The sequence below is a fragment of the Burkholderia lata genome (assembly GCF_902499335.1).
In the GTDB taxonomy this organism is placed as follows: Bacteria; Pseudomonadota; Gammaproteobacteria; order Burkholderiales; family Burkholderiaceae; genus Burkholderia; species Burkholderia lata_B.
Map to the genome: position 1 here is coordinate 893,031 of NZ_CABVQK010000001.1, position 22,855 is coordinate 915,885.

Sequence of the window (22,855 nt, forward strand, 5' to 3'; positions counted from 1 at the left end):
AAGTCAACGGATTCAGAAACCAAACGCCGAGCGCACGAGACCGAACACCTTCGTGTTGTCGATCGTGCCCTTGAACGCCTTCGCATCCGCACCGTCGGCGAACAGCATCACGTCGCCGCCGCCGTGCGTCTCCGAGCCCGCGCTGCCCATCCGCACACCGACTTCCTGCAGATACGCCTCGTTCGTCGCGGTGGCCGAATCGACCGACGCGCGCACGTTCGGCCGATTCGCGCCGTTGCCGAACACGAGCGTCGTGTAGGTGTTGCCGTCGGCGTCCTTGCTCGGCTGGCCATCGCGGTAATTGCGGCTGATGTCGAGAATCGGGTTGCCGCGCTTCGAATAGCCGTTGATCGTCATCGTGTGGTCGTGGTCGGCCGTCACGACGATCAGCGTGTTCGACAGATCGACCTTCGACAGCGCGACGCGGATCGCCTCGTCGAACGCCGCCGTGTCCTCCAGCGCGCGCTTCGCGTTGGTGCCGTGCAGCGCGTGATCGATCCGGCCGCCTTCGACCATCAGGAAGTAGCCGTTCGAATTCTTCGACAGCACGTCGATCGCCTTCGACGTCATCTCGGCGAGGCTCGGCTGCGTCGGCCCTTCGCCCTTGCCCGCGACACGATCGAGTTCGTACTCGAGGTGGCTCGTCGAACTGAAGAGGCCGACCAGCTTGCCGTTGCCGGCCTGCGCGAGTTGATCCTTGGTCGCGACGACCGTGTAGCCCTTCGCCTTCATCTCGTTGAGCAGGTTGCGGCCGTCCGCGCGGCCGCGCTTGTTGGCCACCGGATCGAACGGCGTCCAGTGATTGCGGCCGCCGCCCATCAGCACGTCGACACCGTCGCCGAGCGACGCGTTGTAGCCTGCACCGCCCGGCGCGGCCTGCGCGGCGATGTCGTACTGCGCATCGCGATGGCAGATGTGCGAATAGGTCGCGGCGGGCGTCGCGTGCGTGAGCTCGGTCGTCGTGATCGCGCCGACCGCCTTGCCGCGCGCCTTCGCCAGCTCCAGCAGCGTCGCGACCGGCTGGCCGTTGCCCGCCGCGCAGTTGTTGACGGTCTTGTTGCCGTTGGCGTCGTTGCCCGGCGCGACCGCGCGCGTGTCGGAGGACATCGACAGCACTTCGTTGTTCATCTTCACGCCGGTCATGTACGCGGCCATCGACGGCGCGCTGTCGGTCGTCTGCGCGTCGTTCGAGAAGGTCTTGACGCGCGCGGTGCGGGCCAGCTTCTCCATCGTCAGTTGTCCCGACTCACCGACCTTGTAGATCCGGCTCGCCGTCACGGTCGTCGGCCCCATGCCGTCGCCGAGAAAGAAAATCACGTTCTTCGCCTGGCCGGCGGCCTGCGCCGCGCCGCATGCGAAACCCGCGACGGCCAGCGCCGCCGCGATGCACTTGATGGTCGACATCCTGTATTCCCCTGTACCCGTATGGTCGGCGCTCACAGCTGCACCGCGTTGCGCACCAGCTCGAAGACCTTGTTGTTCTCGATCACGCCGTGGAACGCATCCGCGCCGCGGCCGATCGCACCGAGGAACACATCGGTGCCGCCGTGCGTCTCGTTGCCCTTGTCCATGCGCACGACCGCCTCCTGGCGATAGTCGTCGGCGCCCGTCACCGCATCGGTGAGCGCGGTGCCCGCGCGGCTGCCCTGCACGCGGTTCTCGCCGTTGCCGAAGCCGATGATCGTGTACGGCGCGCCGTCCGCGTCCTTCGCGACCGCACCCGTCTGGTAGCTGCGCAGCACGCCCAGCACGCCGGGCTTGCCCGCCTCGGTCTTGCCGGTGCGCGCCGCATAGCCGTTCAGCACCAGCGTGTGATCGTGGTCGGCCGTGACGACGATCAGCGTGTTCTTCAGGTCGGGATCGGTCTTGCGTACCTTGTCGATCGTGGCCTTGATCGCGTTGTCGAACGCGACCGTGTCCTGCAGCGCGCGCTTCGCATTGGTGTCGTGCAGCGCGTGGTCGATCCGGCCGCCTTCGACCATCAGAAAATAGCCGTTCGGGTTCTTCTGCAGCACGTCGAGCGCGCGCGTCGCCATGTCGGTGAGGCTCGGCTCCTTCGTCGCGCCGCGATCGAGGTCGTAGCTCATGTGGCTCGACGAGAACAGTCCGACCAGCTTGCCGCCCTTCGTCGCGTCGGCGGCCAGCAGGTCGTCGCGGTTCTGCGCGAACGCATAACCCTTCGCCTTCAGCTCGTTGACGAGGTTGCGACCGTCGGTACGCTTGCCGCCGCCGTCCTTCGGCACGAAGAATTGCGTGCCGCCGCCGAGCACGACGTCGACGCCGTCGCCCAGCGCGCCGTTGTAGCCCGCGCCGCCCGGCACGAGCTGCGCGGCGATGTCATTCTCGGCGTCGCGATGGCACACGTGCGCATAGGTCGCGGCGGGCGTGGCGTGCGTGACGCGCGTGGTCGTCACGACCCCGGTGGCCATCCCCTTCGCCTTCGCGATCTCGAGCAGCGTCGTCGCCGATTTGCCGTTGTTCGCGCCGCAGTTGCCGGTGAGGCTCGTGGCCGGCTCGATCGCCTTCGTGTCGGGCGACATCGAGATCACTTCGTTGTTGGTCTTGACGCCGGTCATGTACGCCGACATCGACGGTGCGCTGTCCGTCACCTGCGCATCGTTGGAATAGGTCTTCACGAACGCGGTTTCGGGCAGCGTGTCGATCGTGAGCGCGCCGTCTTCACCGACCGAGTAGATGCGCGCAGCCGTCATCGTCGTGATCCCCATGCCGTCGCCGAGGAAGAAGATCACGTTGCGCGCCGCCTGCACGGGGCCGGGCGCCGTACTGGTCGGGCCGTCGTCGCTGCCGCATCCGGCCAGTGCAAAGGCGCCGGCACACAGCAGCGCCGCCAGTTTGATTCGATTCATGTTGCCGATTCCCCCCGCCATTGATGCTTTCGAAATGAAAGGCGATGGTAGGAACCTGATGTGACGGCAATATGAATGGTAATTGGAAGGTTTGGAAGGGATTACGAAAGGAGATGGCGAGGCGCCACGACCGGGCGCCCCGCTCACGGCGGCATCATTCCGCGTGTTCGGCGGTGATGCTGCGCACGGTCACGATGCGCGCAGGCGGAATGTTTGCCCACACGATCCGGCTGCCGCAGGCAACAAATGCCGAATCGCCGAGCGGATGTCGGCCGGGCGGCCGCAGGTCGTATGTGAACTGGATCATCACGCCGTCGGCGGACAGCACGCGACGGCACTGGTCGACGATGGCCGTCACGTCCTGACGCGGCAGCGTGCGCAGCGGCAGGCACGACACGATCGCGTCGACGCGCGCCTCAGGCGGCAGCAGCCGCTCGAGCTGCCGCGCGTCGCCCGACACGATCGAGATGCCAGGAAAGCGCCGCCGCAGGTGCTGCACGAACGCTGGCGAACGCTCGACCACGACGAGCCGCCGCGGCGCGACGCCGCGTTCGAGCAACGCCGCGGTGATCGCACCGGTGCCGCCGCCGAGCTCGACGACCAGCCCGTCGCCGTCCGGCACCGCGTCGGCCATCTCGCGCGCCAGTTGCCGCGAACTCGGGCACAACGCGCCCACCGCGGCCGGACGGCCAACCCACTCGCGCACGAACAGTGCCGAGACACGCCACGCGTTCGGCCACATCATGGGCGGCCCTCGCGCGGTTGCGCTGTCGGCCTCGACGTGCCGATGGCTTCGTGGAACAGGGCTACGGCGACACGGTGCTTCGGCATGCGCATCCTCCTGGACGAATCGGTCCGTCGCAGGAAGAGCGACGTTCAAATCGATTCTAGGAAACGCAAACTTAAGGCGACGTGAAGATTGTCCCTGATTCCACTGATCAATTCGTGCCAGATGGGCCGCCGGATGCCCGATCAGCGATCGACGCGTTGCTGGAAATGCGCGGGGTAGCGCTCGCCGACGATCCTGATCTGCTATTCAGCCTGCGCACAACGCCGACACCCGATTACGGTAATCGACGCGCATAGGCGAAAGTCAGGCATAAGCGGCTTACTGAATGGTTCTCCGGCTTTCCCGACCACCAGTCGTTGTCGACTGTTCGGCCACTACCTACAGCGATACCAACGTGCCAATGAGTGTTAGGGCATCGTAATATGCCAGTGCGTCGTGGTCGCCAAAACACCACATCACCGGGCTGAAGATCTTCGATCTTCGTGACCTTCGGCCAGCGAGACAACGCCGCATCAACAGCCGAGACTGAAGCAAGATTGCCGATCGGATGGCATGCAGCCCGGAAGATGGCACTCACCGTGTATGCGCACGATAGCAATCCGGGAAATTCCAGGCCGAGATAGTTGGCACGTGTCTCTACGGTCCAACGTTGTACACCGTAAAGAGAACCATCTCGTAGAACGGCGTCGGGCGATGCGAGCGCAGCCCGTGTCAGACGATGCGCGAGTGGCTGTTCGCATTGCCTCGACGACATCTCATTGTTCATCCCATGTGTGCTACCGATTACCAAAGCCTGCGCCGCCAATGCGGTGACACAAAGGCGCATCAACGCGCTCATTCGATAGCTTGGCATTATCATCATCTGACGCACCACATTTGAAACAACCTTGATGCATTTCATGCATGTCTGCCGGTCCATTTAACCGCGATTCGCCCATATCGACTAGCTTCTTACGTCCGCCACAATAGTTTCAGCCGATACTGGGCCACAAGAATTTACGCCGCCATTCGTCGAAATGATCCCGACCTACCGGAACCCGAAATTGACGCTCGCAACCCAAGCGTCAATCGGTAACGATCACTTCGACCCGACGATTTCTTGCTCTTCCCAATGCGGTACGGTTATCCGCCAGCGAACCGATATCGCCGTTTCCCTTCACAGTAATACGTGGCACAGATACACCAGCCGCAACGAGAATTTGGGCCACATGCCGGGCGCGTGCCTCGGAAAGCGCCTGGTTAGATGCTTGACGTGTCGAACTGATCGGTGTGCTATCCGCGTATCCCGCCACACGGACGGTTGCGCCCTCGGTCACAGCCGCGATTTCCCGGCCGGCCGAAGCCACCACCGTAGCGCCCCACGGCGCCACCGCTGCCTCGCCTGGCCCAAACATGCCGCTGAATCGGAGCGTCAACGCATTGCGCCCGGAGTCGCGGATCAATTCGAGATTCCCTGCGGCGACCTCGTCGCGAAGTTGCTGCTCCAGGTTTCGAGCGAGCGCATCGAGCGGCGAAGCCCGGAGCCTCTCTTTCGTGCGCACCCAACGGTTCGCCGCGGCGTAGCCCCCGGCCCCCAGCAATAACGCCACCGCGAGACCGCCTGCGAACCTCGCTCGCGACCGACGCACCGCCACCGGACGTACCCACGGATCGACCGTCTGTCGCGGACGTTTCAGCGGCTTTCTGACGCGACTCACGCTCTGCCCACCGGTCGTCACCACGTCGTGTACGTGTTCGCGAATGACCTGCAAGCGCTCTGGACCGCCTGCTTCAAACCGGTATCGCCCACGAAATCCAAGATCGAGTACGTTTTGGTACACCTCAATCAGATCGAGGTTCTCGTGCGGATTACGCATTGCGTCGTCGATCAGATGGAACACACGGTCGCCGCCTTGACGATCATGCCCCAACACACTCGCCAGGCTGTTGTCCTGCCATTCGACGCCCGTTGTTTCGTCCTTCCCAGGCGCCTGCATCGCCGCCTCGTCGAGTGCGGAGCACAGACAATAGCTTGCGCACCGGACATGCTCGGGTCGGATCTGGAGCTCACTGCAGACCCGGGTAAAGAGACGAACTTCCTGCACCAGCCATCGACGCCACCGTGCAATGGCATCGGCATCGAGCGTTTCAGGCGTATCGGCCAACGCCTGCAACAGGACGCGCGACGCTTCGAGGAGCGGGTTGATCGCCTGCTCCGCGGCCTTCAGCCGCGCGGCAACAGACGGCGACACCACGGCCCCTGCGTGGCCCAGCGGATCAGTTGTCGAAAGAATCATCGATCGATCCCTCCCGGTTCAGCGGGAAGCGCTTCCCGCGCTTGCCGGCAACATCCCTCGCGGCAACCCCGGCGGCGGGCCACTATCCGGCAGGCCGAACACCGGCATCGTGCTGGGACACCGGAATGCCTTCAGCACGTCGCTCGTCAGCGGATTCGCGACACTCCCGGCACTCGCGACGTCGAGTGCCGCTTGACGACCGTCGAAACTGAACGCGACGCGCGTGCGGCCCGGCGTCGCCGTCTCCGCCACACGACCTTTCTGGAGCAGTCGCATCAACGCCCACGGTCCGTCCGCTGCGATCGTCGACGTGTCCGGCCGGATCCGCGGACTGGCCGTGATTTCCGTGTGGGCACCGCCGCGCGGCCCAGGCCACGTGATCGTGAAAGGCGCGACCGGACCATGCTGGTAAAGCGTCGTCTGTCCGTCGATGTCGAGCGACAGGCTCATGATCGTCGGATCGAGTTCGGGAATCCGAATGTCGGCCTTCCAGGTCATCTGCTTGTGGCCGGGATCGTTGAAGAAAACGTCGCGGATTGCCTTCGCATGCTCGAACGGATCAAGATCCGGCCCCTGCACGGGTTCGGTCGCACCCGGCAGCGTCCGGTAGCGCCAAGGCTTCGCGGCCGTGTCGACGAACGGTGCAAGCGTTTTCGTGAAGAAATCATCGATCAAGCCCCCCTGCGCAAACACCCGGGTGAAATCATCGATGCTGACATCACGCTTGCTGTCCGGTGAAAACGGATAGTTGCCCTCGACAATCAACCGGCAAGTGTCGCCGACCACCGCCTGCATCTGGCGCGACAGCAACTGGCCGATCCCCTGATTGACTTCTCGCGAACCATCGGCGGCAAGCTGCAGCAATACGGCACGAAACGGCGCCGGCATCGTGTCGGCTGTCATTTTCAGCTTCGCGGCTGTGTCGTTCGCCGGTGGCATGCTGTTATTCGACAGCGCATTGTCGGCAACAGTGAGCGCCGTGTAATAGTCGTTCAGCAGGTTGGCGACGCCGTCCAGCCCCGTCTTGTCCCCTTGCGTGGCAGCGGGTTGCATTTCGGATTGCGCATCCACGCTCCCGGTTACGACCTCACGCAGCGCCGCGAAGTGATTGTCGACGAGTTCCCGTTCAATGCGTTCCGACGCCCGAATGCCCAACGTTTTGTCCGCCTTCTGATTGAGCTGCTCGGCGGCCCGCTGCAGCAGCGAACCGTCCGACGCGGCCATTGGCTGCGTGAGCGTCGTCTCTCGCACGGCTGCGCGCGCAAGCCGCACGAGCGGCGAATCAGGCGCTGCGAAGCTGCGCAGCACCTTCAGATTGAACGCAAGGCTCGTGCCGCTCACGGTCCGGATGTCGTTGAGAAACGCGTCCCACTGCTGGGCATATTCCATCAGGTATTCACGGCGGACCGCGTCGGTCAACGCATCGTCCGCGCCGGTCGCGTTACTCACGATCTCAGCCGTTTTTTTTTGAGCCGAATCCGACAAACCCGCCAGATACGAGCGTCCCATCACCCACGCATCGTCGTCTCGCGCGATCTGCACGAATTCGGGTAATCGCTTGTCGAACAGATTCCGATAACCGTCGAACGTGAAAAGCCCCGATACGCCGCGCGACAACGGCGCGTCGCTCGCCCGCGTGAACACCGTGCCGGCCTGCGGGCCGACCGCGCGCAGGAGCGTAAACTCGTCGGGCGCTTCCTTGAGCATGGCCGCCTTCGCGCGCTGGTAAAGGCGATCGGTTGCATTGCTACCGTCGAGAAACGCGCGCGCCTGCTGCACCAGGGCATCGTTGCGGATCAGCGGCGACTGCACCACACGCTCTCCGGAGAACAGCTGTTGCACGTGGTCGATCATCGACGCACGTCCACCAAAAACCGCCGCGCTGTCGGTCTTCGCCCAGTCGTCGAGCACCCAGGCCTTGACGTCGGCGGCATTGAACTTCGCCTTGTCGTACAGCATCAGGTATACGCGCAACGCATCGTAGGCGGCCTTCGGATCCTTGCTGGCAATCGCACCGGACATGACGTTTTCAAGCCGGTGCACGATCTGCGGCAACAGCAGGTTGTCCTCGAGCACGTCATACGCATGGCGGCTTTCGGTGGCGATATCGGCTGGCGTATAGAGACCGTAGCGCCACGTACTGCCCGGGTTCGACAGATCCAGGCCCGGGAAGGTCGGCAGATAGCGCGCGTCGGTCAGCGTGTCAGGCACGGCCTCCGGTTTGGGGTCCTTGTAGAGCTGGGTGACGCGAGCCGTAAGCGCCTGCACCTTGTGGCCAACCGCATCGAGATAGTCGTTGTTGTGACCGAAGCTCGTGCGGAGTCCGATTGCCAGCCACACGAACACGAACAGCGCCAATGTGTGGCCGATCAGGCGCGAGAGGCGGTAACGATATTCCCAGCGCAGGTTGGGACTCACCAAGTGCGCTTCCGGGAACACAACGCGAGTCAGGAGGTCGTGTAGGAAGAAGCCTTGATTGCCCTCGGCACGCGCCGGCGAATCGGGAGCGCGGCCCTGGGTCGACAGAAGACGTCGAACGACCGTACCGCGCTCGACAACGACCTCGCCATCCCGCTGCCGCGCACTTGTGAAATACACGCCGCGCAACGTCGAATGGAGCTGGGTATCGTCGTATCGTGAATCAAGGAACACGCGGTCGATCAGATCAAGCAGCGGCCCGAGCAGAGCAGAAAACGCCTCGGGCAGCGCTGCAAGCGATCGGCGCTTGCGCGAATCGTACTCATCCTGCAGATGCGTATCGATCGAACCGCTGAGTCGTTGCGCGAGTTCGGCGAGTTCCGTATGGCAGCGCGCGCGCAGCCCTTCCTTCGCGACGGTTTCCTTGCCATATGGAAGCGCGAAGCCCCATGCCTGCGCCCGCCCCTCGGCTGTCAGCGCCCCGAAATACTCGGCGAAACCTGTCAGACGATCCATCTTCGTGACCATCACATAAACAGGAAAACGAATACCCAGCTCCTGTCTCAGTTCCGCCAGCCGCGCGCGCAACGCGGCAGCCTCCGCCACACGCGCCTGTTCGTCAGCGCCTGCCAAGGTGGCAAGATCGATCGTCAGCAACGCACCGTTGATCGGTGCGCGGGGCCGATGCCGGCGCAGCATGCCCAGAAATCCCAGCCATTCCGCACGATCGACCTTCTGTCGGCGCTCACCCGTAGCCTGACCGGGCGGAACGACATGGCCGCTGGCCGTTGACGGGGCAGCGGCCTTCGATTGCGACGCCTCGCTCTGCTTCCCACCTTCTACTGCACCCTCCGCAGACGGCTCAGCATCGGCGCTGACCTCACCCGGAACGCCGGTTGCCGGCTTTCCCGATTCCGGGACGGGCGCGGCGACGTCTTCGGCCGTCGACATGCCATGACGCGTGTAGTAACCAGCGGTGTCGATCAACACCGCGTCATTGGTCAGCCACCAGTCCACCGAGGCAGCGTCACCGGCAGGCATCCCGGCTGCGCGCTGCATCTGCTCGGCAACGGGAAACGCCAACCCGCCGTTCATCAGCACGCTGGTCTTGCCGGCCCCCTGCGAACCGAGCGTGATATACCAAGGCAGCTCGTATAAATAGCGCTTGACCTGAAACAGCTTGCCAAGGCCACGTGCGCCGGTGCGCATCGATTTCAGACGCACGAGCGCGCTCGTCACGATCCCTTCGATTTTCCGCAAGCGTGCGGCAGCAGGCGATTCATCCTTACGGCGATCCATGCGCAGCATTTTCTTCATGAACGCATCGTCTTCGCGCATTTTTTGCCACACGCGGACGATCCAGAAGAGGACAAACGCGGCCACGATCAGTGCGATCGCGGTGAGTCGGGCCGACACGGGCTCGAACGGCGCCGTGTGGCCGAGCGACAGCAGCGGCGCCGCATACCAGATCAGCAGGCACAGCAACGCGACAAACACGACGCTCGTCGACCAGCCCACGAGCCAGAGCAGCACACCGGCGAGCAACAGCGCGATCAGCAGCACGCGCATGCCCGCGCCCGCGAGCGGCTTGAGCCCGCCGAATGCGAAAAACGGGCCGACGAACCAGATCACGAGTGAAACGACGACCAGTGCGAGGAACGCAAGGAACTGGCGCGAGGCCAGAAACGACAGGAACTGGAACTTCTTCATGTGTTTTTCCGAAAACGGATCTGGCTTAGCGCGCGACGTCGATCTCGACGCGCCGGTTTTGCGCACGCCCCTGCGCGGTGCGGTTGTCGCCGACTGGATCGGCATCGCCCTTGCCGACGGCTTCGAGCCGGTTCGCCGGCACGCCGGCGGTTTGCAGCATCTGCATGACCTGGGTGGCGCGTTCTTCCGACAGCATCTGATTCGTTGCGACATGTCGGCTGCGAATCGGCTCGTTGTCCGTGTAGCCGATGATCGTTACCTTGCCCGGCACCTTGGCGATCTCTGTGGCGATCTTTGAAATGAGCGGATTCATCGATGCCTGAACCGAAGCGCCGCCCGGCTTGAACATCGCGTCGCCACGGAACGTGACGGCGCTGTGGCGGGCATCCTCGTCGACGCTTACCGTGCCGGCCGCGATTTCATCCTTGAGCAACTGTTTGAGGTGCAGTTGTGAAGGCGGTGCAGGCGGCGGCGTCATGCGGGCGATGTCGGCAATCTGCTTCTGGACGTCCGCGCTGCGGCTGAACAGTTCGTACTTGAACCATCCGAACAGCCCGAGCAGGATGACCGACAGGACCGTGACGGTGATCCATACCGGAAAATCGGTGAACGACAAGCGTTTGCCTGTCGCGGTCGATTGCCAGCGGGGTGATAGCGTCAGCGGCACGGGATCGCGCTGCGACGTGATCACGTTATAGAGCCGCTGACGAATCGCATCGTGCTTGCGCTTGCCGTCGGTCATGTCCCGGTAGCGGCCTTGGAAACCGAGACTGACAATGCGGTAGATCACTTGCAGCAAGTCTCGATGCTCATCGGGATCCTCCAGCAACCGGCCGATCAATAGATAGACCTTGTCGCCGCCGTCGACGTCCCGATGATATGTCGATGCGAGGCTCGACTGCACCCATATCGCCACAAGCGATTGATCCTGCGCCCAAGCCGTCTGCATCGCCGCCTCATCAAGTGCTGTGCAGAGGCAATAGCTGGCCCCGATCATATGGTCGCGCCGGATATTTGCCTGTACGCAAAGTTTTTCGAACTCTGTGACTTCGTGCTCCAGCAATTCCTGCAGCCGCTCCACCGCAATGGAAGACAGTGAATCGGGCATGTCCGCAAGTGCCCGCAGCAGCACGCGCGACGCCTCGAGCAGCGGGTTCGTCGCCGACAGGATGAGGCTCAGCCGGTGTTCCAAGCTTTCTCCGGAATGGATCGGCCTCTCCAGTTCGTCCGGATTTTCCAGTGTGTCCACTCCGTCCGTCACCACGCCTGTTCCTTCATGTTTTTCCCTCCCAATGCCGCTGTCTGGCTTCAATGCCACACAGGGCGTCATTTCCGCTTCCACTAATGGACGCGCTCATCGTGTTCGAAAATTTCATCGCCACGTTCGTGCACTACCGTATCGGCATGCAGCGAATGAACAGCCACTGCAGAAGCGCAGATTCCGGTGTTGTCGCGTAGCCTCGCTATAAACTCGAAATAAGATGGCAACCACATGTGCCGCGATACCCAGCGCGAGCAAGCGGGCGACCTTCGTCGAGCATGTACTCGTCACCCTCCTCGATCACGTTCGGCTGCACGCCAGGATGCTGCGGACAATCGATCAAATCCCCCTTTCTGGCAAGCGGGATGCCGTCGTAGTCGGCAGTGTCGGACGCGGTGATTACCCTACCGCCATGGTCGGTCGCGTCGCCGAGGCGGATGAAATTGATCATGAAATGTTCTCTCGGATTTTTTGCAGCGACGGTTTTTGCAAAGCGTCAGGATCAGACAAGCGCACGTTCGTCAGCTTCCGTGCCACTTCGTGAATCTCATGCTGTTCGCGTTGACTGGAAAATTCGCTCAATCAGATGTGACCGGATACGGCTCGTCCGTCACGGTGTAGCCACGGTCCCGAAGCTTCTGCTTGACCAGGTCACGTTGTTCCTTCGTGTACGTGGTCTGATCCTGGATCTTGAAAGGCAGGTCAAGATCGAGCGTCTTCACAATGATGTTCAGCGCGTAGTCGCGAGCACGGCAATAGCGCTCTTCTTCCGACGTCATGGACTGCTCACCGCCCCCGGGCAGGTACATGCGAATGCCGATGTCGTCGAGCGGCATCGGATCATTGAGCACGGGGATCAGTGCCGGTACAAACTCCGGGATCCGCCAAGCCCGGAAGTCGTAGAAGACGCGCAAAAAATTGGACTTGGCTTGCGGGTATTTCGTGCCGAGCTCATAGGCCATGCGCTCCATGCTCCCTGGATCGCCCAGCAGCGCCAATCCGAGAATTGCCCCCTGACGTGCGTCTAAGTCTTTTGCCTGCAGATACGGCTTGATGTCCGCAACGCGCTGCTCAACGGGCACATCCATCTGCGCCATAGTCAGCAGAAGATCTTTATCCCTCTCATCCTGCGATGCCTTCAAGCGTGCCTTGAGGATGGGATAGGCCTCCGGGCGCGGGTTCTCGACCAGGCCATACGCATTTTCCCGACCACCTCGATTGAATCCCTCTGCCAATCGGACAGCCGCTCCGGCTGTGCGAATCTGGCGCAGACAGTGATACATGAAATTCTCAAGCGTGCCGTCTAACCGAGGCGTAACAAGCACGGCATTAATCTCGGGAATGGACGCATCCTTATGGTTGTGACAGTACTGCAGTGCGTCATCCCATTTCTCTTGCTTGATCAGGTTTTCCAATGTCGTCACGGCCTCGCTCTCCGTGACAGTTGACGTTGGAACGCCTTGAGCAATTGCAACACCCACCGCTCCCAGCGACAGACTTAAGCAAACAAGCCATTTCCAGTTCCGGCGCCAATTCTTGATTTTCATGTCGTTGGTCTTGTTGAATTGATCTGATCGGAAAATTTGCTCAATCAGATGTGACCGGATAGGGCTCATCTGTCACGGTGTAGCCAAGGTCCCGAAGCTTCTGCTTGACCAGGTCACGTTGTTCCTTCGTGTACGTGGTCTGATCCTGAATCTTGAATGGCAGGTCAAGATTGAGCGTCTTCACAATGATGTTCAGCGCGTAGTCGCGAGCACGGCAATAGCGCTCTTCTTCAGACGTCATGGACTGCTCACCGCCCCCGGGCAGGTACATGCGAACCCCAATGTCGTCGAGCGGCATCGGCTCATTGAGCACGGGGATCAGTGCCGGTACAAACTTCGGGATACGCCAAGCTCGGAAGTCGTAGAAGACACGCAAGAAGCTTGACTTGGATTCTCGATCGCTCATGCCGAGCTCGTAGACCACGCGCTCCATGCTGCCCGGATCATCCAAGAGTGCCAGACTAAGGACGGCTCCCTGACGTACCCTGTAGTACTTGGCTTCGAGATACGGTTTGATGTCCGCAACGCGCTGCTCAACGGGCACATCCATCTGAGCCATAGTCAATAGAAGATCCGTGTCCTCTTCATCCTTTGGCGATTTCAAGCGTGCCTTGAGAATCGGATAAGCGTCCGGGCGTGGGTTCTCAATCAGGCCGTACACGGACTCCCGCCAGCCTCCATGAAAATCTTGGGCCATTCGTATTGCTGATGCCGTCGTCTTAATCTGCCGGAGGCAGTGAAACAAAAAATTCGCCGTTCCGTAAGCTAATTTTGGCGTAGCGAGCACGGCATTGATCTCGGGAATGGCTGCGTCCTTATGGTTGCGGCAGTACTGCAGTGCGTCATCCCATTTCTCTTGCTTGATCAGGGTTGCCAATGTCGGTACGGTCTTACTCTCCGTGACAGATATAGTCGACGCTGGAACACCTTGAGCAATTACAACACTCACCTCTCCCAGAAACAGACTTAGGCAAACAGGCCATTTCCAGTTCTGGCGTCGATTCGTGAATTTCATGTCGTTGGTCTTGCTGGATTGATCTGATCAGAAAATTCGTTCAGTCAGATGTAACCGGATACGGCTCATCCGTCACGGTGTAGCCAAGATCCCGCAACTTCTGCTTGACCAGGTCACGTTGCTCCTTCGTGTACGTGGTCTGATCCTTGATCTTGAAAGGCAGGTCGAGATTGAGCGTCTTCACAATAATGTTCAGCGCATAGTCACGAGCACGGCAATAGCGCTCTTCGTCAGGCGTCATGGATTGCTCGCCGCCTCCAGGCAGGTACATGCGAATACCGATGTCATTGAGCGGCATCGGGTCATTGAGCACGGGGATCAGTGCCGGTACAAACTTCGGGATACGCCAAGCTCTGAAGTCGTAGAAGACACGCAAGAAGTCTGACTTGGATTCCCGGTATTTCATGCCGAGCTCGTAGACCATGCGCTCCGTGCTGCCCGGATCATCCAGGAGCGCCAGACTAAGCACGGCTCCCTGACGTACTTCGTAGTACTTTGCCTCGAGATACGGCTTGATGTCCGCAACGCGCTGCTCAACGGGCACATCCATCTGCGCCATAGTCAGCAGAAGATCTTTATCCCTCTCATCCTGCGGTGACTTCAAGCGTGCCTTGAGGATCGGATAGGCTTCCGGACGCGGATTCTCTATAAGTCCGTACACGGTTTCCCGCCAGCCACCATGGAAATCCTTTGCCATCAGCATCGCGGACGCTGACGTGCGAATCTGACGCAAGCAGTGATACATGAAATTCGCCGTCGCAGAATCCAGGTTTTTTGTATCAAGAACCGTATTGATTTCCGGAATGGCTGCGTCCTTATGGTTGTGGCAGTACTGGAGTGCGTCATCCCATTTCTCTTGCTTTATCAGGTTTGCCAATGTCGGCATGGTCTTACTCTCCGAGACAGATGTAGTTGAAGCTGGCACACCTTGAGCAATTGCTGCACCCATTTCTCCCAGCGACAGAATCAAGCAAACAAGCCATTTCCATTTTCGGTATCGCTTCGCGAATTCCATGCTGTTTTCCTTGTTTGAATGATCTGATTGAGCGTCGCAATAGCGCGCGCGGTGGCAATCTCCGATTTTTTTTCATTTGACACGATCTTCGGCACCACCTTGCAGCAAAGCATTTTTCCGCCCACAAGCCATCCGTTTCCAATGTTGATCTGACGGCCGCGCTGCCTAACGTTCGGTGCTAGCGGATCGATATTTCCTAGACTGGTGTAGACATACATCAAACTACGACGGGACCAGTAGTCCTGCATGGCATGGTCTTCCGGATGTTGAGGCGGAAATGGCAGGTTATCGCCTTGCGAATGTGCCGTGCCGGGGTGCCACAACCCAAGGAAATGGCCGATTTCATGAGCGAAGGTCTGCACCAATTCATCGGGGGTAGATGAATGGCCGCCGTACATTTGCTCAGTGGCCACCAATGCCGTATCCTTCGCACCCCACCCGATACCGCCGCCAATCATGGCGTTCACGACGTACATATTTAGGTGGCCGGCCTTACGATTCAAACCGGTCACATCGGTGAACTCATTGATAGCTCCTTGGACGGTCATCACACCCGCTTGATTCAAATCAATGGTGTCTTCAAGCCATTGTGTGACCCGAAAGCGAATACCTGCTGCACGCCAAATGTCGTTGATGTTGTCGAAGATCGGCTCGATCTTCGAGCGCTGCAACGACGGCGGGACACGAGGAATTTCAGGATGCCCCCTCTGGCCGATCGCGACCAGATGAACTGCCACCGCAACCGTAATTGGATCGTAATGCTCGACAAACAATCGGTGCAATATCGGACCATCAAAACTTCCGTAGCGCACCTCAATCGTTGATGTTTTCGGATCCGCAACTACGGCGGCCCGCTCTGTCGCCGCGACACCGGTAAGTTCAACAACATCGTTCACAAGTTGGCGAACCTTCACCACTCCTTCATCGCTGCTCTTGAGAAACAGCGGCGCACCGGCCGCGACATGTACGCGTACCATCCGCACCTGAATGGTTTCCCCTGCCATCAGGCTCACCACAGGCCCGGCACGGCCATCCACAAAGCCACGCTCATCCAGTTCCGGTTGCAGTGGATTGAAACGCCCCGGATTCTGGCGAACAAAGCGAACCGGAACGAATCGGTGCGCGTCGTAGATCTCGCGAACGAGCGGCTGGGAGGCTGCCGCCGAACTGACCTTGGCCGGCGATTTCACTCCGGCTGGCGTTGATGGTGGTACAGCGCATGGAGTCATCGTGCCGGGCGGGGCGTCGCCGCCGCCTGTCGCCAGCTTCACGACGAAGTCGGGATGAAACCGCTTGATCGTCGAGCTGGACAGATCACGGTGGAAACCATATTGCTGGCTCGTATCGATACTGCCGCCGACCATCTCATGGCGTTCGATTTCCCCGTTGGGCACCATTTCGCTATCTACCTGGAATTGCAAAATCGCATCCTCGATTTCGACATGATCCAGCTTGTCGTCAGGCACTTGATTCAGGCCATTGGATCGATACGGTTTGTCGTAGTAGCCCATGATCATCAGGCGCCGCTTGGCGCCTTGGATGCCCATGACTGTTGCACGGTCAGTGGCTTCGTCAGCGCTAAAGTCGCGCGGACGCAGGTGGATCATTGTTCCAAGAATCTGGAGTTCCCCGGTCAGGCCCGGCTGCAAACCCGGCAACAGAATCTGCCCGTTCGGCTCCGTCTGGCCTTCAATGTCGGGCTGCCCAGGAATACGCAGCTTGTACGGGATACCCGCTAACGCACGGTCTGCCTCGCTACCCGTTATGCCGGGATAGGCCTGGAAGTAAATGCGCAGCGGGCGTTGTGACAGTACGACTTTGCACACCGCACCGTCTGACTTCAGCTTCAGTTCCGGTGGAGGTGCAGACTTTTTCTTGGTGGTTCGTTGGCTCGTCATGGCTGAGTCACAGAATTTCGATTTTCAAGGTTTCGCTGTATTCGGCCAGATGCAGCGCGGTTTCGCCTTCGGCATTGGTCACGCCCTCGAACCGACTGCCATCGGCACGCGTGATGCGATACGGCTGATACCGCGCAATCTGATCGGAGCCTTCCCAATGCAGCTTGAAAAATCCTTCGTAGATCTTCCCGAAGCTGTCTGAAAACGGGATACGCACCGAATCCGCGCCCGCTTTGCTCCACTTCGCGCACTTCTCCTGGATCTGTCCGGTGGTTCCGTTCACGATACCGTCCGCGGTAATGCGAATGAACGAGCCACCCACTCCAATCCAAATCTCCTTGGACGCGTTCAGCACGATCTTCCCGTCAAGGCTGGTGACCGTCAGGTCCTTGAGCGCGGCGAGCGCCATCACGTCGTCTTGCGCCTGAATCTCGACCTTTCCCTGCGCCGCAACCAGCCGGATACCAAGCTTCGCAGCGAACAACGAAATCGCTCCCTTGATCGAGCCAATCAAAGATCTGCCAGATGACACACTCACGTCCCGGCCCGCCGTCACTGCATGGTCTCCTTGGCTTGCAATATGCACACCTTGGGCGGCGCTCATGCCGATACCCGACGCGCTCGCCAGCACGATGTCGGGGCGGCTCATTTCCGGAAACGGGTCCTCACTCGGGTCAACAACACCGCCTTTTATCGCTTCGGTCTGCATCTTGATAGCCTGCGTCGCGTCACGCTGGCTCACCCCTGCTTCCTGAGCGTTATGCCGCTGCGCCAGTTGCGCCAATTCCTCATGCAGTTCACTCGCCTGGGTCAAGCGAGCTACGGTCTCCCCCATATCTTTCGCCGGCGCGCTTGCCCCTTCCCGCGCCTCGGTCGTCACTAGCATCCCCCGGTTTGCCCGCACCACTCCGTGCGCTTCTGTCGCCATTTCGAACCCGACGCCACGCTCCTGCTGTCGCCCCGTGTCCCCTTCGATGCGGGTGTTGTACCCGAGGACCAATCTCGACTGCGCGTAATCGCTCGCAACCTGAACCTGGAGTTTTCCAGGTGTGTCATCAACCACCACCTGGTTAGACTGCCTGCCCGTCAGGCTCATGCTGCGCCAGCCCATTAATGCCTGGTTCTTCGGCAACTCCCACGGCGGCTGATTGAACTGGTTGACCTGACGATCAGACACATACGGCTTGTCGACATCGCCTTCGTGATAGCTCACCGTCACTTCCTGACCGATGCGAGGCAGCGCCACGAAGCCGAATCCGCTGCCCTGCCATGGCGACGACACCCGCACCCAGCAACTCGAGTTCTCGTTACGCTCGCCGAGTCGGTCCCAGATGAACTGGATTTTTACGCGTGCGTAACCATCGATCCACATGGGCTGGTTCTCTGGACCGACCACCACAGCGGTTTCCGGCCCGCAGTGCGGCTTTCGCTTCAGGCTGTTCCGGAAGAATGCGCGGGCTGGCTGCAACACGAAATCCGTTGCGCAGTGGTACGGTTCCCCACCGGTGGTTTCGTCGTTGTTACGAATATCGATTGTCGCCGCGACCACCAGATATTCGGCATTGGTACGCGTCTGTGGATGTCCTTCGAGGCAAAGCGTGTGCCCCGTCGCCATTCCACGCAGATTGCCGCGCCCCTTCGCGCGCAGGCTCCTGCAACGCTCGGCATCGACACGCACACCTGCCAGATACTGCGCCTCCAGCGCTTGATTATTCGGTGTCCCGGACAAGCCCATCGTGCCGGCTAACGGCTGAGAGTAGTCGCCCCAGCCATAATGTTCGGCGTTGCTGAATGAAACATCGCTGTACCGATCGACTGCATTCGATAGTATTGCCCGAGATTGCGTCGGATCGTAATCGATCAGACTAACCGCTCCGGCCGTGAGCACACGCGACACACTCAGGCGATGGACGTGCTCCTCGTCGACTCGTGTACCAGCGCGTGCATGATAGAGAATCGTGTCATACATGTTCCCGTGCGGCTTATGCGACCCAGGCGAGTCGCACAAGACCAACGTCGAGCCATCCATGAAGTAATAGATGCCCCATTCACACCACAACCGAGTCAGGAATTCGAAGTCCGATTCCCATACCTGCCGCACGTAGTCGCGTGTGGGATAGACACCTTTCAAGCCAATCGCACCAAGCCGCAATTCATATTTGAACGGATAAAGGCTCGAACCGAGAACCGCCCCTGTGATCTCGACAACGTTTTTGTTCTGAAAGATGCGGTTCTCACGGTTGAGCGTCGTGAGCCACAACCACGGCCGCACACTCATCTCGTAATATGCGCACCGATCGTCCTCACCGGTAAAAGTCAATTCGGTGATCAAGCCGACAATCTCGCGCTTGCCAGCGCCCTCGTTCCCCAACCCTGCACCGCCCGGCACGCCGGGGATGAAAGTCCCCTTGCCATCAAATTCAATCGCGATGGTCAGTTCGGTTCCAACCAGTTCGTCTGGCTTGATACGGTCGCGCGCCTCATAGACAGGCAACGTCGGCAAGCTCAATGTCTTGAGCTCCAGCGTAAATTCGTACAGATTTCCGAGCGCTTCTTCACCATGCAGCCTTACCGGCAGAAGGATGGACTGACCTGCCACGCCAGGAAGCGCGGCGCCCGAGATCGTTAAGACACGGGACTGCGTTGGTACGTACATGGACTCCCCTTCTCAAGCTTTACCGATTGATGCCATGACAGCGCCATGAAAATCCATTGCGTGCCAAAACCTGTTCCGACTCTTGCACCCGATTGCAGATACCTCGCGATTGATCTAGATCCCCGACGTCTCCATGGACATCGGTTGCTTCTCGCTACCGACTACCCTCTCACGCCCCACAACTCCAGCTTGAGCAACGGGAACTCACCTGCGACGTGCAGCGCGACGCCGCCGTGACGCACGACCTCCTCCCAAAGCGGCCCGCCCTGGGTCAATTCGTAATAGATGTAGCCCGCGTTGAATGGAATCTGCCGCGGCGGCACCGGCAGCGCCTCCAGGCCGATGCCCGGCAGGTGGCTACGCACGAGGCTCGGCAACTTCTCCGACGGCCCCGCCTTCGCCTGCGCAAGAAACTGCTGTTTCAACACATCGGCCGGCATTGCCGCGTGAACGGCCAGTACCAGAGACGCGAAACCCTGCATATCAACCGGATCGACCACCGCGTTGCGCATGCCGTGACCACGATCCTCGAGCACGATGCTCTGTGCGCTGCGCACCAACACGGCGTTGAGCAGCCGGTGCGTGTCGTCGACGACCGGTTTCAAGCACACGTGCGGCGTCGTATGCTGATATGGCGGGTGCGTCTCGAGCGGCCGGCGCGTGTCGGTTCGCAGATGCGTCGACAATTCGCCCGCCATGCCGATCAGCAGCGCGTACACGTCGGCCGGCGACGTCGCCGGCACGCGCAGCAGATGCTGCAGCAGCGGCTCGTAGCGGTTCAGAATCTGCAGCAGCAGGTAATCGGTAACTGTCGCCGCACTTGCGGTCGTCTCGTCGGTGCCGGCGAGCCGCTGCGCAAGCGCATTCGCGCGCAGGCGCGCGAGATCATGAATCTTTGTGACCCAGCTCGTCAGTAGGTCGCTCGCGCCGTAACCGGATACCGGCGGCACGAGCGTGTCGTCGAGCACGATGCTTCCGTCCGCGCGGATCGTCTTAACGCACGTGAGTGCGAGACCGATCCAGGCATCGCCAAGCTCCTTTTCCGGCAGCAGGCGTACGCGCAAATTCGACAGCTGCACCGATTCGGGCGCAAGACCGATCGAGTTCGTGTCGCGTAGCTCCGTGTCGAACACCTGATAGCGTGCGAGCGAATCGGGTGTGTTGTCGAAGGTGGTCTCTTCGCAATTCGGCAACCGGATGGGCACGGCCAGGTAGATGACCTGGTCGAGATGCTCCTGCCGAATCGTCAACGGCGGCGGCAACGGCGTGTTGCCCGGTGCATCGAACGGCGTGCCGTCAGCGAATACACCCGCAGCCGATTTGACGATGACCTTGCCAAGCGCGAGCGCCTCGATGTCCAGCGCGAAGTGCGTGAAACCAAAAAAGAACGGCGACAGCGGCACCGCGCGTTGATGCGCGTATTTCTCGAAATAGCGGTCCTGCTGCTGGAACAGCTGCGGACGGAAGAACAGCCCTTCCTGCCAGGCGACCTTGGCGTACCAGCTCATGCGTGCCGTCCGTTTTGTTGCGCGACATGTTTCATTTCTTGGCTTCCGTAATCCTGACAGCCTTGGCCTCGATATCGATGGTCAGTTTCAGCTTTGGCGTGAACAGGCGGTACCACGCCTTGTCCGGTGCGGCCGGCATTGCGTAGACTGCGCGCCATACCGTGTTCGGCAAGTCACGATAAGCCGCGATCACGCCGATGGTCTTCGTCGCCGGATCGGGCCGGCGTACGAGCGTCTGGTGCTCGCCAGGGCGCAACTGCAGTTCGTCGCGTTTCACAACGTCGTCGGCCAGCACCGTTTTGTCCTGGGTCTGCAGCGTAAAAAAATCGGCTGACTCGAAGGCACCGTCGCTCTTCAGTTCGTAGATGCGCACGACGATCGGCGCAGCCCTTCCCCGGTCGTCCGGATTGGCGTCGGGCAGCGCGTTCACGCGCATGTCGAGCCGAATCGGCTCCTTCGGCTTCGGCTCGCCACTGCTCGCGCAGGCGGAAAGCGCAAACGCGCAGGCGAGTGTGGTAACGGTCAGTAGCGAACGCATGCCGCGATGAACCCTCGTTGACAGTACGAGACACCCGACAACCGGCGGAGGCGATGCGCCTGCGCCAGTTGCGAGGCATCCACGTAATTACGCCTCCTTGTTGCCCTTGATGTCGAAGCTCGCGGTCACGGCGCCACCACTGCCGCCCTGCGCGTTCTGCACGACGTATTCCTGCTTGACCTTCGCGAACGACAACGACACCGATTCACGGCTCTTTTCCGCGTCGTTCTTGCTACCCGACGGTTTCACGCGCGTGACGATCACGTCGCTCATCGTGAGCTTCAGATATTCGAGCGGGTTGCCGCCGGCCTTGCGCATCACCAGCGTCGCCTGGTCGATGTGTTTACCCGTGAGCGCATACTTCATCAGGTTCGGACTTGCGCGGTCGATGTTGTGATCGAACGTCATATCCTTGACGGTCGCCTTGCCGGCACCGCCGCCGCTTCCGGCGTGCATCGTCGATTCCTGCTGGATATCCCACTCCCAGTTCAGAACCTCGATTTCGTCCTTGTGCTTGTCGTCAAGCGACTCGCCGTTGATGCCGTCGATCTTCAGGAAAATGTCCTGTGCCATGCGTAGTACTCCTATTGTTAAGTGATTGAAAACTGACTGATCGTCATCTACTGAAGCAGTTCGATGTCCGCCCCTGCCGGACCTACCGTATGGTTAAGCCGCTTCCTTGATCGACGGCAGCTTCGTCACGAGCCGCAGCGAGACAGTCAGCCCTTCGAGCTGGAAGTGCGGACGCAGGAAGAATTTCGAGTTGTAGTAGCCGGGGTTGCCCTCGACCTCCTCGACGACCACTTCAGCGGCCGCGAGCGGCCGACGGGCCTTCGTCTCCTGCGACGAGTTGGTTGGATCGGCGTCGACGTAATGCATGATCCATTCGTTCAACCACCGTTGCATGTCCTCGCGCTCCTTGAACGCGCCGATCTTGTCGCGGACGATGCACTTCAGGTAGTGCGCGAAGCGCGAGCACGCGAACAGGTACGGCAAGCGCGCGGACAGGTTCGCGTTGGCCGTCGCGTCCGCATCGTGATACTCGGCAGGCTTCTGCAGCGATTGGGCGCCGATGAAGGTCGCGTGATCGGTGTTCTTGCGGTGTACGAGCGGAATGAAGCCGTTCTTCGACAGCTCGGCCTCGCGCCGGTCCGAGATCGCGATTTCGGTCGGACACTTCATGTCGACTCCGCCATCGTCGGTCGGGAACGTATGGGTCGGCAGATTCTCGACCGTGCCGCCCGACTCGACGCCGCGAATCAGCGAGCACCAGCCGTACTGACCCTGTCTCGATTCCACGTACAGCAAGAAGTTTGATAACTTTTTGACTGTATGGAGAACAGAATGGCAGAGAAC

Annotated in this window: 16 protein-coding genes and 1 pseudogene; all 17 read right to left on the bottom strand. The window is 60.5% G+C overall.

Translation table 11 applies throughout. From position 1 onward, the window contains the following. Window positions 1-12: 12 nt before the first annotated feature. A complete protein-coding gene (locus BCO18175_RS04165; protein WP_174914176.1) occupies window positions 13-1,404 on the bottom strand; it encodes an alkaline phosphatase in 1,392 nt (463 codons plus the stop codon). A gap of 32 nt (window positions 1,405-1,436) precedes the next feature. Continuing rightward, entirely contained in the window at window positions 1,437-2,867 is a 1,431-nt protein-coding gene (locus BCO18175_RS04170) for an alkaline phosphatase (RefSeq protein WP_174979534.1), read from the bottom strand. A gap of 154 nt (window positions 2,868-3,021) precedes the next feature. Beyond that, window positions 3,022-3,612: a class I SAM-dependent methyltransferase gene (locus BCO18175_RS04175; protein WP_174914180.1), complete on the bottom strand. Its 591-nt coding sequence runs from the start codon at window positions 3,610-3,612 to the stop codon at window positions 3,022-3,024. 319 nt (window positions 3,613-3,931) lie between these two features. After that, the gene (locus tag BCO18175_RS04180; RefSeq protein ID WP_174979536.1) at window positions 3,932-4,558 is read right to left on the bottom strand and encodes a C40 family peptidase; all 627 of its coding nucleotides are present in this window, start codon (window positions 4,556-4,558) and stop codon (window positions 3,932-3,934) included. A 163-nt stretch (window positions 4,559-4,721) separates the two neighbouring features. Then, window positions 4,722-5,933: a type IVB secretion system protein IcmH/DotU gene (gene icmH / locus BCO18175_RS04185; protein ID WP_174979538.1), complete on the bottom strand. Its 1,212-nt coding sequence runs from the start codon at window positions 5,931-5,933 to the stop codon at window positions 4,722-4,724. A gap of 18 nt (window positions 5,934-5,951) precedes the next feature. Beyond that, window positions 5,952-10,061, bottom strand: coding sequence for a type VI secretion system membrane subunit TssM (tssM, locus tag BCO18175_RS04190; protein ID WP_174979539.1), 4,110 nt, complete (start codon window positions 10,059-10,061; stop codon window positions 5,952-5,954). Window positions 10,062-10,086: 25 nt separating this feature from the next. Continuing rightward, window positions 10,087-11,391, bottom strand: a complete 1,305-nt coding sequence (tssL, locus tag BCO18175_RS04195; RefSeq protein WP_174979541.1) for a type VI secretion system protein TssL, long form — start codon at window positions 11,389-11,391, stop codon at window positions 10,087-10,089. Between the two features lie 133 nt (window positions 11,392-11,524). Continuing rightward, a complete protein-coding gene (locus BCO18175_RS04200; protein WP_174914188.1) occupies window positions 11,525-11,773 on the bottom strand; it encodes a PAAR domain-containing protein in 249 nt (82 codons plus the stop codon). A 127-nt stretch (window positions 11,774-11,900) separates the two neighbouring features. Further along, complete coding sequence (locus tag BCO18175_RS04205) at window positions 11,901-12,869, bottom strand: hypothetical protein (protein ID WP_174979542.1); 969 nt, start codon at window positions 12,867-12,869, stop codon at window positions 11,901-11,903. Between the two features lie 40 nt (window positions 12,870-12,909). Next, window positions 12,910-13,884, bottom strand: coding sequence for a hypothetical protein (locus BCO18175_RS04210; RefSeq protein WP_174979544.1), 975 nt, complete (start codon window positions 13,882-13,884; stop codon window positions 12,910-12,912). A gap of 40 nt (window positions 13,885-13,924) precedes the next feature. After that, window positions 13,925-14,899, bottom strand: a complete 975-nt coding sequence (locus tag BCO18175_RS04215) for a hypothetical protein (RefSeq protein ID WP_174979545.1) — start codon at window positions 14,897-14,899, stop codon at window positions 13,925-13,927. Next, window positions 14,851-16,797 (bottom strand): zinc-dependent metalloprotease family protein, encoded by a 1,947-nt coding sequence (locus tag BCO18175_RS04220; protein WP_174979547.1) that lies wholly within the window; start codon window positions 16,795-16,797, stop codon window positions 14,851-14,853. The genes BCO18175_RS04215 and BCO18175_RS04220 overlap by 49 nt, the downstream gene beginning before the upstream one ends. A gap of 7 nt (window positions 16,798-16,804) precedes the next feature. Beyond that, entirely contained in the window at window positions 16,805-19,453 is a 2,649-nt protein-coding gene (locus BCO18175_RS04225) for a type VI secretion system Vgr family protein (protein WP_174979549.1), read from the bottom strand. A 161-nt stretch (window positions 19,454-19,614) separates the two neighbouring features. Continuing rightward, on the bottom strand, window positions 19,615-20,961 hold the full coding sequence (gene tssK / locus BCO18175_RS04230) for a type VI secretion system baseplate subunit TssK (protein WP_174979550.1): 1,347 nt from the start codon (window positions 20,959-20,961) through the stop codon (window positions 19,615-19,617). Between the two features lie 31 nt (window positions 20,962-20,992). After that, a complete protein-coding gene (tssJ, locus tag BCO18175_RS04235) occupies window positions 20,993-21,499 on the bottom strand; it encodes a type VI secretion system lipoprotein TssJ (RefSeq protein WP_174914198.1) in 507 nt (168 codons plus the stop codon). Window positions 21,500-21,586: 87 nt separating this feature from the next. After that, window positions 21,587-22,072, bottom strand: a complete 486-nt coding sequence (locus BCO18175_RS04240) for an Hcp family type VI secretion system effector (RefSeq protein ID WP_174979552.1) — start codon at window positions 22,070-22,072, stop codon at window positions 21,587-21,589. 93 nt (window positions 22,073-22,165) lie between these two features. Further along, window positions 22,166-22,777 (bottom strand): annotated as a pseudogene (tssC, locus tag BCO18175_RS04245) (type VI secretion system contractile sheath large subunit); the annotation flags it as partial. Window positions 22,778-22,855: the final 78 nt, after the last annotated feature.